General features: G+C 57.0%; 10 protein-coding genes, 2 rRNA genes and 2 pseudogenes. 8 read left to right on the top strand and 6 right to left on the bottom strand.

The annotated features are described in order from the left end of the window. Positions 1 to 8 precede the first annotated feature (8 nt). Genes G9Q84_RS22400 through G9Q84_RS22390 form a run of 3 tightly spaced genes read right to left on the bottom strand, consistent with a single transcriptional unit; the run spans position 9 to position 2795 of the window. Positions 9 to 860, bottom strand: coding sequence for an ABC transporter ATP-binding protein (locus tag G9Q84_RS22400; RefSeq protein ID WP_032884813.1), 852 nt, complete (start codon positions 858 to 860; stop codon positions 9 to 11). Between the two features lies 1 nt (position 861). Then, positions 862 to 1887, bottom strand: coding sequence for an ABC transporter substrate-binding protein (locus G9Q84_RS22395; RefSeq protein ID WP_095186342.1), 1026 nt, complete (start codon positions 1885 to 1887; stop codon positions 862 to 864). Between the two features lie 14 nt (positions 1888 to 1901). Further along, positions 1902 to 2795 (bottom strand): TauD/TfdA dioxygenase family protein, encoded by an 894-nt coding sequence (locus G9Q84_RS22390; protein WP_181644116.1) that lies wholly within the window; start codon positions 2793 to 2795, stop codon positions 1902 to 1904. 266 nt (positions 2796 to 3061) lie between these two features. On the opposite strand from G9Q84_RS22390, the gene G9Q84_RS22385 reads away from it, so the two are divergent. The 5 genes from G9Q84_RS22385 to G9Q84_RS22365 all read left to right on the top strand — a co-directional run bounded on the left by G9Q84_RS22385 (position 3062) and on the right by G9Q84_RS22365 (position 9661). Continuing rightward, positions 3062 to 3769, top strand: coding sequence for a GntR family transcriptional regulator (locus G9Q84_RS22385; RefSeq protein WP_032884807.1), 708 nt, complete (start codon positions 3062 to 3064; stop codon positions 3767 to 3769). A 340-nt stretch (positions 3770 to 4109) separates the two neighbouring features. After that, positions 4110 to 4868 (top strand): DUF3050 domain-containing protein, encoded by a 759-nt coding sequence (locus G9Q84_RS22380; RefSeq protein ID WP_181644115.1) that lies wholly within the window; start codon positions 4110 to 4112, stop codon positions 4866 to 4868. Beyond that, the gene (locus G9Q84_RS22375; RefSeq protein ID WP_181644114.1) at positions 4865 to 5803 is read left to right on the top strand and encodes a diiron oxygenase; all 939 of its coding nucleotides are present in this window, start codon (positions 4865 to 4867) and stop codon (positions 5801 to 5803) included. The genes G9Q84_RS22380 and G9Q84_RS22375 overlap by 4 nt, the downstream gene beginning before the upstream one ends. Further along, positions 5800 to 9177 carry an amino acid adenylation domain-containing protein gene (locus G9Q84_RS22370; RefSeq protein WP_181644113.1) on the top strand — a complete coding sequence of 1126 codons (3378 nt, stop codon included), beginning with the start codon at positions 5800 to 5802 and terminating at the stop codon, positions 9175 to 9177. Before G9Q84_RS22375 ends, G9Q84_RS22370 begins: the two co-directional genes overlap by 4 nt. Positions 9178 to 9196: 19 nt before the next feature. Further along, positions 9197 to 9661: an SRPBCC family protein gene (locus tag G9Q84_RS22365; protein WP_032884798.1), complete on the top strand. Its 465-nt coding sequence runs from the start codon at positions 9197 to 9199 to the stop codon at positions 9659 to 9661. A 34-nt stretch (positions 9662 to 9695) separates the two neighbouring features. Here G9Q84_RS22365 and G9Q84_RS22360 read toward each other — a convergent pair whose 3' ends face one another. Continuing rightward, on the bottom strand, positions 9696 to 11576 hold the full coding sequence (locus G9Q84_RS22360; RefSeq protein WP_032884796.1) for a methyl-accepting chemotaxis protein: 1881 nt from the start codon (positions 11574 to 11576) through the stop codon (positions 9696 to 9698). Between the two features lie 318 nt (positions 11577 to 11894). Between G9Q84_RS22360 and G9Q84_RS22355 the strand changes: the two are divergent. The 3 genes and pseudogenes from G9Q84_RS22355 (at position 11895) to G9Q84_RS22345 (ending at position 14411) form a co-directional block, all read left to right on the top strand. Continuing rightward, positions 11895 to 12378: pseudogene (locus G9Q84_RS22355) on the top strand (sigma-70 family RNA polymerase sigma factor). Continuing rightward, on the top strand, positions 12371 to 13345 hold the full coding sequence (locus G9Q84_RS22350; protein WP_181644112.1) for a FecR domain-containing protein: 975 nt from the start codon (positions 12371 to 12373) through the stop codon (positions 13343 to 13345). The pseudogene G9Q84_RS22355 and the gene G9Q84_RS22350 overlap by 8 nt, the downstream one beginning before the upstream one ends. 83 nt (positions 13346 to 13428) lie before the next feature. After that, positions 13429 to 14411, top strand: a pseudogene (locus G9Q84_RS22345) (TonB-dependent receptor plug domain-containing protein). 83 nt (positions 14412 to 14494) lie between these two features. Here G9Q84_RS22345 and rrf (G9Q84_RS22340) read toward each other — a convergent pair. Further along, a 5S ribosomal RNA gene (rrf, locus tag G9Q84_RS22340) occupies positions 14495 to 14610 on the bottom strand. 108 nt (positions 14611 to 14718) lie between these two features. Beyond that, positions 14719 to 14799 (bottom strand): 5S ribosomal RNA (rrf, locus tag G9Q84_RS30030); the annotation flags it as partial.

Genomic DNA, 14799 nt, shown 5'->3' with positions numbered 1-14799 from the left:
TTGCCCCCTTAGTAAGCGATGCGGATGTCGGCAAAACCCAACTCGGGTTCCGCTGCGCTGGTTTCATCGAACAACAAGCGATGAATACGCCGCGCCGACGCCTGGAAGTCCACACCGCCCAAGCTGTGCAGGTCGTATTGATGGCTGTGGATTTCTGCACGTACGCGCCCCGGATGGGGGGACAGCAACAGAATGCGATTGCCCACCACGAGTGCTTCTTCGATGGAGTGGGTGACGAACAACAAGGTGAAGCGCACCTCCTCCCAGAGCAGCAGCAATTCTTCCTGCATCTTGCGCCGGGTCAGGGCATCAAGGGCGGCGAAGGGTTCGTCCATCAGCAGGATTTTCGGCTGCATCGCCAGCGCGCGCGCGATGGCCACACGGGCTTTCATGCCGCCGGAAAGCGTGTGGGGGTAAGCGTCGGCGAAGGCACTCAGGCCCACCTTGTCCAGGTAGTGCAGCGCGCGTTCTTCGGCCTCACGGCGCTTGAGGGTCTTGGACGCCAACAGTGGGAACATCACGTTCTGTTTGACGGTTTTCCACGGTGGCAGTTGGTCGAATTCCTGGAACACCACAATGCGGTCCGGGCCGGGTTGTTCGACCTTTTGCCCCAGCAAACGAATCTCGCCTTCGCACGGTTTGATAAACCCGGCGATGGACTTGAGCAACGTGGATTTGCCGCAGCCCGAAGGGCCCAGCAGCACGTAACGGTCAGCCGGATCGATCTCGAAACTGACTTGGTGCGTGGCCCGTACCACGCGCTCGGGAGTACGGTATTCGAGGCTGACGCTATCCACCGCCAGCAACGGCTCGGCGGTGTGCAGGTTGCTGGCCGTGTGGCCTTGCAAGGGCGCGTTCATCTCAGCTTCCTTGCAGGGGCTTGGCGTCCTGGAAGAAGTAGTCCTTCCACGATTCAGGCTTGTTTTTGATGGCGCCGACGCGGTAGAGGAATTCCGCCAGCGGGTAGGTGTTTTTCGGCGTGACGCTGAACTCGAACTGCGGGTTGTCGATGATCTTGAGCAGCTCGGCGCGGTCGATCTTGGCCTTGGTCACGCGGATGTAAGTGTCGGCTGCGGCGCCCTTATCGTTCTGGGCGAATTGTGCGGCTTCGGTCAACGCGTCCACAAAGGCCTTGTAGGTTTTCGGGTTGTCGTTGCGGAATTTTTCGGTGGCGAACAACACCGTCGGTGAGTTCGGCCCCAGCAGGTCATAGGTGTTCAGCACCACATGCACATTGGGGTTGGCCAGGGCCTGGTCCTGGAATGGCGGGTTGGAAAAGTGCCCGGTCAGTTCAGTACCGCCTGCGATCAATGCGGCGGTGGCGTCAGGGTGCGGGACGGCGACGGTGTACTTGTCGAGGCGATTGAATTCCTTATCACCCCACTGCTTGGCAGCGGCGTATTGCAGGAAGCGCGACTGTACCGAAACGCCCACCGCAGGCACGGCGATACGGTCCTGGTCGGTGAAATCGGCAATGGTCTTGACCTTGGGATTGTTGCTGACCAGGTAGTACGGGAAGTTACCCAGGGACGCTACGGCCTTGACGTTCTGCTTACCGTGGGTGCGATCCCAGATGGTCAGCAGTGGACCGACACCGGCACCGGCGATATCGATGGAGCCGGACAGCAGCGCATCGTTGACTGCCGCGCCACCGGAAAGTTGGGTCCAGTCGACCTTGATGTCGATGCCTTCCTGCTTGCCGTATTTCTCGATGAGGTTCTGGTCGCGCACCACGTTGAGCAGCAGGTAGACGATGCCGAATTGTTCGGCGATGCGGATCTCGCCTTCGGCCTGGGCCGCTGCTGGAGCGACGAGGCTGCCCGCCAACAGACTGATACCCAATCCAACTGTGGCGGCCAATCGTGCAAATGGAATGTTCCTGGACATGGTCATGCTCCGAATCAGAAAGGCGCGTCGCCCTGGATGGTGGTGCGAAACAGCTTGCGGCGCAGATGGCTCGGGCAACCGGCGGCCAAGTGGATCAGCGAACGGTTGTCCCAGAACACCAGGTCGTGAGGCTGCCATTGGTGGCGATAGATGTTGTGCGGCAGCACGCTGTGGGCGTACAGCTGAGCCAGCAGATCGCGGCTTTCGTCTTCCGGCAGGCCGACGATACGGGTGGTGAACCCTTCACTGACGAACAACGCTTTGCGGCCGTTTTCCGGGTGGGTGCGCACAATCGGGTGTACCACTTCTGCGACTTGCGCCAACTGCTCGGGAGTAAGCGTGGGGCGCCAATTGCCTTCGAACTTGGTCTCGCTGTAGCGCGCGGTGTAGGAATGGGCGGCGCTGCGGCCTTCGACAGCGTTGCGCAGGTGCTCGGGCAGTTGGTCCCAGGCTTTGTGCATGTCGGCGAACAAAGTGTCGCCCCCTTCAGAGGGCAACTCCTGCGCATGGAGCATCGAGCCAAGGCTCGGCAGTTCTTTATAGGACAGGTCCGAATGCCAGAATTTACCCGCGTCGCCCAGGCCGATGGATTGGCCGTTTTCGATAATGTTGGAAACGATCAGGATTTCCGGGTGGTTGGCCAGCAGAAACTGTTTGAGTACGTGGATCTGCAGCACGCCAAAACGGCGACTGAAGGCAATCTGTTGTTCGGGGGTGATGCGCTGGTCGCGAAAGACCACCACATGGTGATCCAGGTGCGCGCGATGAATACGCGCGAAATCCTGGTCATTGACTGGCCGGGACAGGTCCAGACCGATAATCTCCGCACCGACGCTGCCGGGCAGCGGGCGAACCTCGAAATCCTGGGCGGAAAGGATCGCTGTTGGAACAGTAGAGGTGGCAGACATGAGTTCACTCCCGGTCAGACAGGAGAGTGACTTTATAGGTATAAGAACGGCATTTTAAATACCGTTAATGAATATCGATATGCGGGAATGTCGCAACATGGCAGCAGCGTGTAAGACCCCGGAAAGCTCGGATGTGGGCCACCGGAGCCCCGCGTTGAAACGCTTACAAGCCGAAACCGTGGCCGTTTGACAAGCTTATTGGCAGCCACTAGTGTGCATTGGATCCAATTAGCCACCACTCTTTGAATAAGGAGGATAGCGTAGCCGTGACGCAGAAGCCGAACCCTTTGAACAGCATCAAGATCAGCGGTCCTATTCCCGCCCATCTCGCTCGCTCCGTGATTGAAGAAACATTGCGCAATGCCATCCTCGATGGCCGGTTGCCCTGCGGTACCGCCATGCGCCAGCAGGAGCTCGCCAGCCTGTTCGGGGTCAGCCGCATGCCGGTGCGTGAAGCCTTGCGCCAGTTAGAGGCGCAGTCACTGCTGCATGTGGTCACCCACAAGGGCGCCGTCGTGGCACCGTTGATCGAAGACAACTCAGCTGAGACCTATGAGCTGCGACTGTTGCTGGAGTCTGAAGCGCTACGCTTGTCGATTCCCTTGCTGACCGAAGCAGATCTGGCCGATGCAGAGAATTTCATTTGTGCCCTCGAACAGGAAAAGGACTACACCGAGATCGGTCGTCTCAACCGCCTGTTTCACATGACCCTTTACAGCAAGGCGCCTAACCAACGGCTGCTCAAATTGGTAGAGCACGGGTTAAATGAGGAAGAGCGCTTCCTGCGTTTCAACCTAGAAGCGATGGGGCTGGGTGAGACATCCCAGGAAGATCACCGTGAACTGCTAAACCTTGTGGCGCAGAGGAAAACCGACGAAAGCATCCTGACACTGCGTAATCACTTGATGCGCGGAATGGAAGTGATCACAGCCTATCTCAACAGCCCGAATACCACTGTAAAAAACACCCCATAACAAAGCGCCAGGTCTCTCGTCTTGACGCTCCAGAGCTGCGGGGCTTCCTACCTGATCAGGTAGCACACCCCGCGCCGAAGAAACTTCTCACTCTTATAATGCAAGTTGCCGACAGCTAATATTATTTAGCAAAACATCTAATGCATTCATATGCTTACCAACTTGTTTAACCCGCTTATTATCCACCGCCACTAAACCAGACACTTAACTCGACGGCGCAGCCCCAATCGCGCGAGCGTTTGTGCGCGCCAAGTCTGGCTTATATCTCTTTATCTCCTTGCCACTCACAACAACCCAATACTGCTTAAACAGCAGACGCAACAACTCATAGGCATCAACCATGTACCCACCATTACTTGAAAAAAGAAAACTGAAGTTGTGCAACCATCCGTTATTTCTGGAAATAACCTCACTGCAAAAATTACAACTATTCATGGAGCACCATGTGTTTGCAGTTTGGGACTTCATGACACTCACCAAACGCCTGCAACAGGACCTGACATGCACTCGCCTGCCTTGGCTGCCACCGGCCGACCCGAACGCTGCACGCCTGATCAATGAGATAGTGCTGGGCGAAGAGTCGGACTCACACCCCAGGCAAGGCTATTGCAGCCACTTCGAGTTGTACTTGGAAGCCATGGTCGAAGTCGGCGCCAGCACCTCGTCGATAAACCGTTTCATTGCACTGCAACACCAAGGCGTTGATGCAAATACTGTCCTGAGCATGTCGAACGCTCCTGCTGGTGCTGCACGCTTCGTCAGCGACACATTGCACATGGCACTGAACGCACCCACCCATTGTGTAGCCGCCGTATTCCTTCATGGCCGTGAGTGTGTCGTCCCACGCATGTTCGAACGCATCCTGCAGACTGATACGTTTATCCATCGCCAAGCACCCACCTTGTGCGGCTACTTCGAGCGCCACGTCGAGTTAGACGCTGAGCATCATGGGCCGGCAGCTGAGCAGTTGCTCGAACGCTTGCTGGCAGTGGCTCCGAGTTACCCGCAACAAGCCGACGAAGCAGCCCTCGCCGCCGTAGAAAGCCGTATCACGTTCTGGGACGAGGTGCGGGCCGCGCTGCAAGAGGTGCGCCCATGAATACCGTGGGCTACACCCCCATCGCCGACGACTGGGAACGCCGCGCGACCATCCGTACACGCCCTCGCCGCTTGCTGGAAAACGATGAAAATCTGATCTATCCGATGTGCCGCCAACCCTTGGTACTCAGCAAGACCTTTGTTGAACACTGCGCACAATGGCGCGACTTCGTGCTGGTGCAAAGCTTCTACAAATTCATCAACGACGTGGTCATTTTTGAAACCGAAATCGTCGAAAAAACTGCGCGCAATATTGCCAAGAATCGCTTCTCGCTACCCTTCCCCCTAGCCTGTCGCGTTGATGCGATGACGGTGGTGGTGGATGAGGACTACCACGCCTTGGTAGCGCTGGATTTCCTGCAACAGACAGTGGAAATGACCGGCATACAACCGCTCGACCTGCCGGAGCATATCGAACTGAGCCGTGCGCTGCCGGCGGCACAGGCGCAGGCCCCCGCCCATCTGAGCGATGCTGTGGAACTGATTGGCGTGGCTATCGCCGAAAACACCGTAACCCACGATGTCGCAGCGTTCTCTAAGGACAGCAGTGTCAAAGCTTCCGTTCGTGGCTTGATGGCCGACCACCTGTTTGACGAAGGCCGCCACGCGCAGTTCTGGACCCGGCTGGTGCGTATTTACTGGCAAACCGCGAGCCCGGACGACCGTGACAGCATCGCTCAGGTACTGCCCACATTCCTGGCGCATTACCTGACCAACGACCTGCAGAAAAACTTCGACCTGCAACTGATCGAGCACCTCGACATCAGCGATCGCCTACGCGGGAATCTGCGCGATGAAGTCGCAGCGCTGGCGTTTCCCATCACCCGCCAGCACCCGTTGATGGGCAATATCATGGGTTTCCTGCAACACAGCGGCTTGCTGCAAACGCCAAGTGTGGCGCAGGCGCTGAACGACTACCTGCCGGTGTCGCCATGAGGTGCCTGACAATCGGCTGGCTCGGAACAAGCAAGGCACTTGGCGCCATCAGGCCCGTATTGGAGCAATACGGGCATGTGTCGGGCGATAAGAACATCGACCTGTGGATTGAAGACGGTAGCCTGCCGTTGCCGGATGACGTGGGCAAAGCCTCCTGTATAAGTCTGCGCCTTGGGGTCGGTCCGGTAACCGATTGCGGGTTGCCCCTGTTGCAATTGCGCGCCTATGACCGTGAGCGACGTTTGTCTGCCGTGCTGGACATCGCCGAAGAACCCAGTGGTAACGGCCAGCGACTGCGTCGGCAGGTCACAGACACAGTGGTGGACTGGGTCGCGCTGCTCGTCAGTGGTTTTTCACGTGATCCCGGGGCTCTCTCTACGAGTGCGATTGCCACTGACTGGCCCGAGCAGAGCTTGCGGGGGCTGGAGACGCTGGCCTTTATGCACCGATTCAATCGTACGGCAGACCCCAACCTGATCCAGAAAGCCCAGGTGCCTGTGATCGAACAGCTCCAGTCCAGCCTTTATGCCTTCGCTGACCGGACGGCTCTGAATATCGCCGGGCACACGGTGACCTACCGCGAGTTGCACCTTCAAGCCATAGCAATCCAGCAACGATTACAGCCCTTGCTGGAGGCTGTTGAAACGCCGTGGATAGTTGGCGTGTGCATGGAAAAGTCCATCGAACTGTACGCCAGCATTCTTGCGCTGCTCGGCTGTGGCGCGGTGTACCTGCCACTGGAATCTGAGCAGCCTCTTAAACGGCATCAGACCATGCTCGAAAGCGCCGGGGCTCAAGTGTTGCTGGATACCGGCCAGCACCCGTTACGGGCGCATTTCACTTCACTCGATGTCAGCACCGTTGAGCCACACACCCTCAAATTTGCTCATCCGCTGATGCACAATCGGCCCTGCTCGGATATGCCGTGCATGGTGCTCTATACCTCTGGCAGCACGGGCCAGCCCAAGGGGGTGCTCCTCAGTCAAGGTAACCTGGCGCACTTCACTGCTTGGCTTGGGTCCTGCATGAAGCCAGATGAATGGAGCCGCGTTCTACAGTTTTCGCCCCTGGGTTTCGACTCGTCATTGATCGACATTTTCCCTGCGCTGATTGCAGGTGCGCAGTTGATCGTGCCCAGTGAAGAACAACGACGCGACCCTGAGCAACTGGTGGAACTGCTCCGTCGACAGTGCGTTACCCATGCCTTCCTACCGCCCGCGCTGCTCAATATCCTGCCGCTGGATCAACCCTTGGGTGTGACGCACCTGCTCACCGGTGGCGATGCCTGCGAACCCCATGTCGTCGAGCGACTGGCAGCGCAGTGTCAGCTTCACAACCTCTATGGCCCCACCGAAACCACAGTGCTGATTACGCACCGGACGCTCGCACCCGATGACAACAATCGCAACGTTGGCCACCCGATCGCCAATAGCCAGGTGCTGATACTCGATGACGATCTGCAACCTGTGGATGAACAGGTGATGGGCGAGTTGTACATCGTCGGCCCCGGATTAAGTCTGGGCTATGTGAATGCGCCGCATCAGGCTGACAGCCCATTCGTCGAACTGCTGATGCCGAGCGGCCAACCGCTGCGGGCCTACCGCAGCGGCGACTTGGCACAGTGGACGGCCCAAGGGATTGTGCTGGGTGGGCGTCGCGACGATCAGGTGAAGATCCGCGGTTTCCGGGTCGAACCCCGAGAGATTGAACAATGCCTGCGCAATAGCCGGCTGTATCGCGAACTGGCGGTAGTGATCGATCATGAAAGCAGGATCTGCGTCTTTGTCGCCCAGCCCGCACCCGGCGCCACGCTGGTGGCCCTGCAGCAGCATGCGCGCCACCGGCTACCGGACTATATGCAACCCGGTTTCTGGGTGGAACTGCCAGGCATGCCGTACACCAACAACGGCAAGGTCGACCGGAAGACGCTGCTGGCGCTCCCCTTCCAACCGATTTTCAGCGCTGCGCACCGGGCTCCACACACACCGCTTCAAGCACGATTGAGCGAGGTGTGGAGCGAGCTGCTGGGTGTGCCCAGCCATCAGTTGTCCATCGACGAAAGCTTCTTCGCGTTGGGCGGCCATTCAATTTTGCTGTCGACTCTCTTGTTGCGTGTACGCGAGCAATTTGGGCGTAGTTTCGCGTTGAGCCACTTCATTGAAGTTCCGACGATTCGTACGCTCGCAACGCTGATGGAGGACGGAGAACCACCCGACGCATCCTCTGGCCAGGCAGTCTTGGATGCCCAACGGGATTGGGTGATCACTCCCTTGCATAGGAATTGCGCTGGTGATCCGCACAAGGTGATTGTGACGGGGGCCAACAGTTTCGTCGGCGTCCATATTGTCGAAGCATTGCTGGCCTCTGGTGTAACCGAGGTGGCATGCCTGGTACGTGAGATGCCGGGGAAGCCTGCAATGGCACGCTTTACCCAGTCGCTGCGCGAATACCACCTGGAACACCTGGACTTGAGCCGGGTACGGGTAGTCGCCGCCGACATCAGCCTGCCGCGATTGGGTTTGACCTGCGAGGTGTATGACACGCTCGCCGCAGACTTTGGCGTGCTGGTGCATAACGCGGCGCAGGTCAACCACGTGATGGACTACGCGTCACTGACCAGAGACAACGTTGAACCCATATTCGAATGCCTGCGCCTGTGCGAGACCCGCTGCAAGAAGGTCTTCAACTTTGTCTCAACGTTGTCGGCGTCCAGCAGCATCGACCCGCAAGGGTATGTGCTCGAAGCAGCGGCTGCGACCACCCTGCCGCTGTACATCCGCAATGGCTACAACCTATCCAAGTGGGCAGCCGAGCGAGTGTTGGGGCGTGCGGTCGCGCAAGGTGCCTGGGTAAATATCCATCGCCCTGGAAATATCAGCTTCAACAGTCGCAACGGTGTCTGCCAGCCGCAGAAGAATCGCCTGATGCTGATGCTTAAGGGGTCTCTGCAGTTGGGAATGTTGCCTCGGCTAGATCTGAATTTCGACCTAATGCCCGTGGACTTCCTGGCTCGATTCATTGCTTACCACTGCACGCGCTTTGAAGCGGACAGAAGCGTATTCAACCTGCACAACCCACAGCCATTGAGCTGGGATCACTACCTGGATGCGTTCAGCCGGGCGGGCCATCGGTTCGAACGGGTGAGTACTGCGCGTTGGCAGCAGGCGCTGCGAACAGCGGGCCAGGACAATGCGTTGTTTGGCGTAATCGGGTTTTACCTGGATCGACTGGATGAAGACATTGGCGACACGTTGATGATCCGTCATGACAACGCACAACACGGCGTCCAGCAGATGGGCGAGCAGTACCCCGAAAAGAACGCGGTGCTGCTGAGTAGAGGCTGCAATTACCTTAAGACCATCGGCTTTCTCTGAACCGCTTCAGGACAACTTCATGAAACCGCTGCAACCCGATACGTTAATTCATAACCCAAACGGCCGGCCGATCGTGGCCTCTGTGGTGATCGACTGCCATGCCACCCGCCTATGGAACACGGTGGGACGGTTTGCAGGCTTCGATACCTTCATACCGGCCCTGACGCATATCGAAATGACCGGCACCGGTGTGGGCGCCTTACGCACGAAATTTTTCCGCGATGGCAACCGAGTGGTGGAACAGCTAAATAGCTGGGATGAGCACGCGATGCACATGACCTGGACCACGATCTACAACACCCTGGGCGTGGCCAGGCTGTGGGCGGCAATCAAAGTAGACGCTCTTGGAGAGCACTGCTCCAGGGTAACCTGGACCATCATTGCCGAGCCCTTAGACGCAGCACAGGTGGGATTTGAGCAGTTTGTGCAGGGGTTCGCCGATGGCGCCCTGGAGAATGTTCGCCGCTTGCTGGGTAAGCGATAGGAGCGAGATCGCTCGCTCCTACACACTCAGCAGATCAAATTTTGAAGCTATCGACCAACTGCTTCAACCGATTGGCCTGTTGAGACAGCGCATCGCAGTCTTTCAGGGTTTCGTTGAGGTTGGTCACACCTTGCTGGTTCAGCAGGTTGATCTGGTTGATGTCGACGTTGAGGGTTTCCACCACGGCAGTCTGTTCCTCAGTAGCGGCGGCCACGGACTGGTTCATGCCGTCGATCTCGACGATTCGCTGCGTTACGCTGACCAGGCGCTCACCGGCCTGGTTGGCCACCTGAACGCTTTCTTCGCTGGAGGTCTGGCTGGCATTCATGGTGGTCACCGCCTCACGCGAGCCCACTTGCAGCGAAGTGATCATCTTATGAATCTCTTCAGCCGACTCCTGGGTACGGTGAGCCAGGTTACGCACCTCATCGGCGACCACGGCGAACCCGCGTCCGGCTTCACCAGCACGTGCTGCTTCGATTGCCGCGTTCAATGCCAGCAAGTTGGTTTGCTGGGAGATGCCTTTGATCACATCAAGGATGTGGCCGATGTTGTCGGTGCTGGCGTTCAGCGTTTCGATCTGGGTGCAGGACAGGCTGATCTTTTGCGACAGTTCCGACATTGCCAGGATGGTTTGCTCAACCACTTTGCGCCCATCGTCGGCCTGCTCGCTGGCACCACTGGCGTGCTGTGAGGCGTCAGCGGCGTTACGGGCGATTTCCTGAGTAGCGGCGCCCAGCTCGTTGATTGCTGCGGCGACGCTGTTGGTACGTGCGCTCTGCTCGTCAGAGCCTATGATCGAAGCGTTGGATGACGCCATCACACGCTGGGACAGGTCATGCACCTGGCGCGTTGCTGAAGACACTTCGGAGATCGAGGCATGGATACGTTCTACGAACCGGTTGAACGCACTGCCCACTTCACCGAACTCGTCTTTGCTGGTAACCGTCAAGCGGCGGGTCAGGTCACCCTCACCCTGGGCGATGTCCTGCATGGCAATGCCCATGGTGGTCAGAGGGCGCAGCAATACTTGAATCAGCAGGCTCAAGAGCACGGCAATCGCGACAACAGCGATCAGCATGGCGATCAACGCGGACGTGCGGAATTTGCCCAGCGGTGCATAGGCTTTGTCTTTATCGATCGACAGACCGATATACCAATCAGCACCGGGCAAACCGCTGATAGGCGTGAACGACAGGATGCGGTCCTGACCTTTGAGGACGACCTCCTGGTTAACTTTCTCAATCCGGACGCTGGTACCTGGATAGATGTCCTTGAGGTTTTTCATCACTTGGTCTTCGTCAGGGCTGACGATGACTTGGCCGTCGCCGCTGACCAGGAACGCATGGCCGATACCGCCGAAGTCCACCGAGTTGATGATCTTCACCAGGGTTTGCAGGCTCAGGTCACCGCCGACCACACCGAGCAACTCGCCGTTCTTTTTCACCGGCATGGCGATCGTTACGATCTGCCCACCCACTGCGGCCATATAGGGCGGCGTCAGCATGGGCTTATCGGCAGCCACCGCTTGCTTGTACCAGGGACGCTGACGAGGGTCGTAGCCGTCAGGCATCTTTGCGTCGGGACGCTGGGTGAACACGCCGTTGGTTTGACCAACGTAGGTGAACTGGAAGTTCGAGGTGAACGCCGGTTGATCGACCAACCCCGGGAGGTCAGCCGCACTGCCTTGGTGGGCAACGTTTTGCGTCAGACTTTCGAGCACCAATATCCGACCGCTGAGCCAGTTCTGCACACTGCTGGCGGTGAGCTCACCCGACTGCTGGATAGACGACTCCAGGTTCTGCTTGATGGTGCTGCGCTGCAGGTAGTCGTTGTAAAGAGTAAATAACGCGAAGGCTAGAACCACGACGCCTGACGCGGCCAACAAAATTTTATGACTGAACTTGAGATTCATTTCATCGACTTCTTTTTGCCAAAGGGGGGGTGAGCGGGCCGAATGGAGCATTCCATGTACGGTCTAGGCAGCGTCTCGGGCCGCTCTATTTCGGTGCACACATGGCTTATCAGGCTTTCGGCCACGCCGAAGTAAAACTTAGTGATTTGTGGGAAAGATCTTCTTTTTAGGTAGGAAACCGACAAAAGGTTGTCGTACAAGGAGCGAAGTAAAAAATTTTTCCGCCTGCCAAGCACTGAGACAAATTGACATCTGTAGCGCCTGGACGAGCTTGTTTACAGGCCTCCCTCTGAATACACCTCGCGTGAAGATAGCGTTGTGCAGACGCTTTACTGCACCCACCACAACTGGCTTAACACGTGGCTGCGGCCGTATGGCCAATGTCGCAGATGCAGCAGAACTGCCTCAAAACGCCTTCATTCGACTGCTGTAGAGAATCGAACGTTTTGAACTCAAGGCGCTACGGGCATTGTTGCGCACAAGTGCACGAGGGGTGGTCGTTGATCACTGGCGCCGCGAGGAGATCGAACGAGCCTATATCGAGTCAATCGCCCATCTGTCCGAAGCGCTGGCGCCAAGCGCTGAGACGCGGGCGTTGGTATTGGAGTTACTGGAGGACATCGCCCGGCTTTTGGAAGGGCTAAAACCTGAGGTGCGTAAGGTATTTCTGATGGTTCAGTGTGATTGGCTAACGTACAAGCTGATCACAAAACAGATGGGTATATCACTGAGGTCAGTTGAGCGTTATGTCGCCGAGGCGCTTTACTACTGCTCCGTCCTGCGTTACGGCGCCAATGAATAACACCACACGCTCCGCGCCAGACTCTAGGGTGGTCAAGCAGGCCATCAGTTGGATGCTGCGCTTACGTCACAACCCCGCCAATACACGGCTGCGCCTGCAATGCGAGCAATGGCGCGAAGCTCATCATGATCACGAACTGGCCTGGCAACGGGTACTGGCGCTACAACAGGAGCTCAATAGCCATCTGACCGCGATCCCCGGGGTACATAAAGCACTGGAAAACAGTACACAAGGCCTGGGACGGCGGCAGGCACTGAAGTTATTGGCCGGCGCACTGCTGGTGGGCTCAACAGTATGGCTAAGCCGGGACCTGACCGGTTTGCAGCGCTGGACTTCTGACCTCGCAACAGCCACCGGCGAGCGCCGCAGCATGCAATTGCCCGATGGCACTCGCCTGCAACTCAACACAGACAGCGCGGTAGACCTGGACTTCAATGCGCAGCAGCGTCTGATCACATTGGTGCGTGGGGAAATACTGGTGACCTGCAGTGCTGCTTCCTCTGCCCCATTGTTGGTTCAAGCTCAACACGGCTTGCTGGAAGGCATCGAAGGGCGTTTTACAGTTCGTCAGTACAGTGACTGCACGCGCTTGAATGTGGTCAGCGGTACTGTAGCGATTCACTCACCGCACAGGCCGGATGGACTTTCGACGCGCGTTCACGCAGGTGAGAGTTACGTCGTGCGTCAGACCGAAGCCATGCTTGCTCCGCCGCCAGATATGGACATTGCTGCTTGGTCAGATGGGCTGCTCCTGACCCGAAATATGCGGTTGATCGACTTCCTTGCAGAAGTTAGGCGTTATCGCCCTGGTTATCTGGGCTGCTCAATGGATATTGCAGATTTAAGGCTGTCGGGTGCATTCCGCCTGGAGGACACCGATAAATTGCTAGCGATACTGCCACGCATACTGCCGGTACACGTGCGCTATCGCACGCGTTGGTGGGTGAGCCTGGAGCGAAGGGTGTAATTTTTCACTTTTTTTGGCGGCTTTTTTCCGTGAGTCCAGCTTAGACAGTGAGCCAGTCAATCTGCGCTCACCAGGCTCTACAGATGCTCAACATGCCAGCGTGTTTTCCCCGCAACACGCTCGACTCTTCCTACACGCTATTGGGTCAAGCCATACGCGCAGCATTGCTGTTGACGGCGCTGGGTAGCGGTACGGTACTCATCAGTGTCTCAGCGGCAGAAGCCCGCGCCGAGCAGGTCAATCAACCCTACAAGATAGCTGCAGGCCCACTGAGCCAGGTACTCAATCAGTTCTCACGACCGATAGGCGTCACTATGTCCAGCATGCCAGCGCAAACTCAGGACCGGCACTCGGTGGGGTTACAGTGCGATGCGCTGCTTAAATGATCGCTCGGTGGATAACATTTACCTTGATGGCTTGAAGTCCATGAGGGACAGAGGCACCTATAGCACGATGTAAGTTGCATCCGTACTTCCTGGAGCGCGTGGACATTCTCAAGGGTCCTTCCTCACTACTCTATGGGCGCAGATGTCCCGTCTGAGCATCGACTTTACCGATGACACTTCACTGACGTTACAGGCCTATCTCCACTAGGGCGACCAAGCAAACCATGCTGATAGGTGCGGGCTATCAAGGGCGTAAAACAGTGGTGGATTGGACAAGTGGGTCGCTTGAGCCAATCAATGCGCTTAACCCAGCCTATGGTAACTCTGTTATCCGCTATTACAGCCCTACCAGCTACTTGCGCCGGGTGGAGCAGACCGGGTTTTATCTGCAAGACCTGATCGAATTGATCAGGAAAATCTGGCAACCAAGCTACCGCAGAAAAGCTTTTATCGTGCTGTCGGCGCTGTACGTTCGCTGGGGCTGGAATTGGAAGCACATATGGAGCTAAGTTCCTGGGCAGCTATACCTTTAAGGTAACGTCGACTTGAAGGGCGTGGATATAAGGCTGAATGCTAACAATCTGACCAATGAAACTTATGTAGCGTCCTATGCCAGTCTGAACTTCTGCTATCTGGGTGAAGAGCGCAGCGTAAGCGCGGCGGTAAGTTACCAGTTCTGAGCCACTAGTGCGGCCCCCACCCACCAGCGCCTCTAAACGACAAAACCCCTGTCTGTATAACAGACAGGGGTTTTGGAATTTAATCTTGACGATGACCTACTCTCACATGGGGAAACCCCACACTACCATCGGCGATGCATCGTTTCACTACTGAGTTCGGGATGGGATCAGGTGGTTCCAATGCTCTATGGTCGTCAAGAAATTCTGTGTATCGGATCGTTGCATTCGCATCGCGCCGATGAAATTCATGAGTTTCTACATAAAACAAAACCCCATCTGCTTTCGCAAATGGGGTTTCGGAATTTAATCTTGACGATGACCTACTCTCACATGGGGAAACCCCACACTACCATCGGCGATGCATCGTTTCACTACTGAGTTCGGGATG

This window comes from Pseudomonas sivasensis (assembly GCF_013778505.1).
GTDB lineage: Bacteria > Pseudomonadota > Gammaproteobacteria > Pseudomonadales > Pseudomonadaceae > Aquipseudomonas > Aquipseudomonas sivasensis.
Note: the sequence above shows the minus strand (reverse complement) of the source record. Positions and strands in the feature narration are given on the sequence as shown.

What these genes read in the sequence shown, in the direction of transcription:
- G9Q84_RS22360 (WP_032884796.1), bottom strand. Translation starts at nt 11,576, where the DNA reads ATGAATCTCAAGTTCAGTCATAAAATTTTGTTGGCCGCGTCAGGCGTC.
- G9Q84_RS22370 (WP_181644113.1), top strand. Translation starts at nt 5,800, where the DNA reads ATGAGGTGCCTGACAATCGGCTGGCTCGGAACAAGCAAGGCACTTGGC.
- G9Q84_RS22390 (WP_181644116.1), bottom strand. Translation starts at nt 2,795, where the DNA reads ATGTCTGCCACCTCTACTGTTCCAACAGCGATCCTTTCCGCCCAGGAT.
- G9Q84_RS22380 (WP_181644115.1), top strand. Translation starts at nt 4,110, where the DNA reads ATGTACCCACCATTACTTGAAAAAAGAAAACTGAAGTTGTGCAACCAT.
- G9Q84_RS22375 (WP_181644114.1), top strand. Translation starts at nt 4,865, where the DNA reads ATGAATACCGTGGGCTACACCCCCATCGCCGACGACTGGGAACGCCGC.
- G9Q84_RS22365 (WP_032884798.1), top strand. Translation starts at nt 9,197, where the DNA reads ATGAAACCGCTGCAACCCGATACGTTAATTCATAACCCAAACGGCCGG.
- G9Q84_RS22400 (WP_032884813.1), bottom strand. Translation starts at nt 860, where the DNA reads ATGAACGCGCCCTTGCAAGGCCACACGGCCAGCAACCTGCACACCGCC.
- G9Q84_RS22350 (WP_181644112.1), top strand. Translation starts at nt 12,371, where the DNA reads ATGAATAACACCACACGCTCCGCGCCAGACTCTAGGGTGGTCAAGCAG.
- G9Q84_RS22395 (WP_095186342.1), bottom strand. Translation starts at nt 1,887, where the DNA reads ATGTCCAGGAACATTCCATTTGCACGATTGGCCGCCACAGTTGGATTG.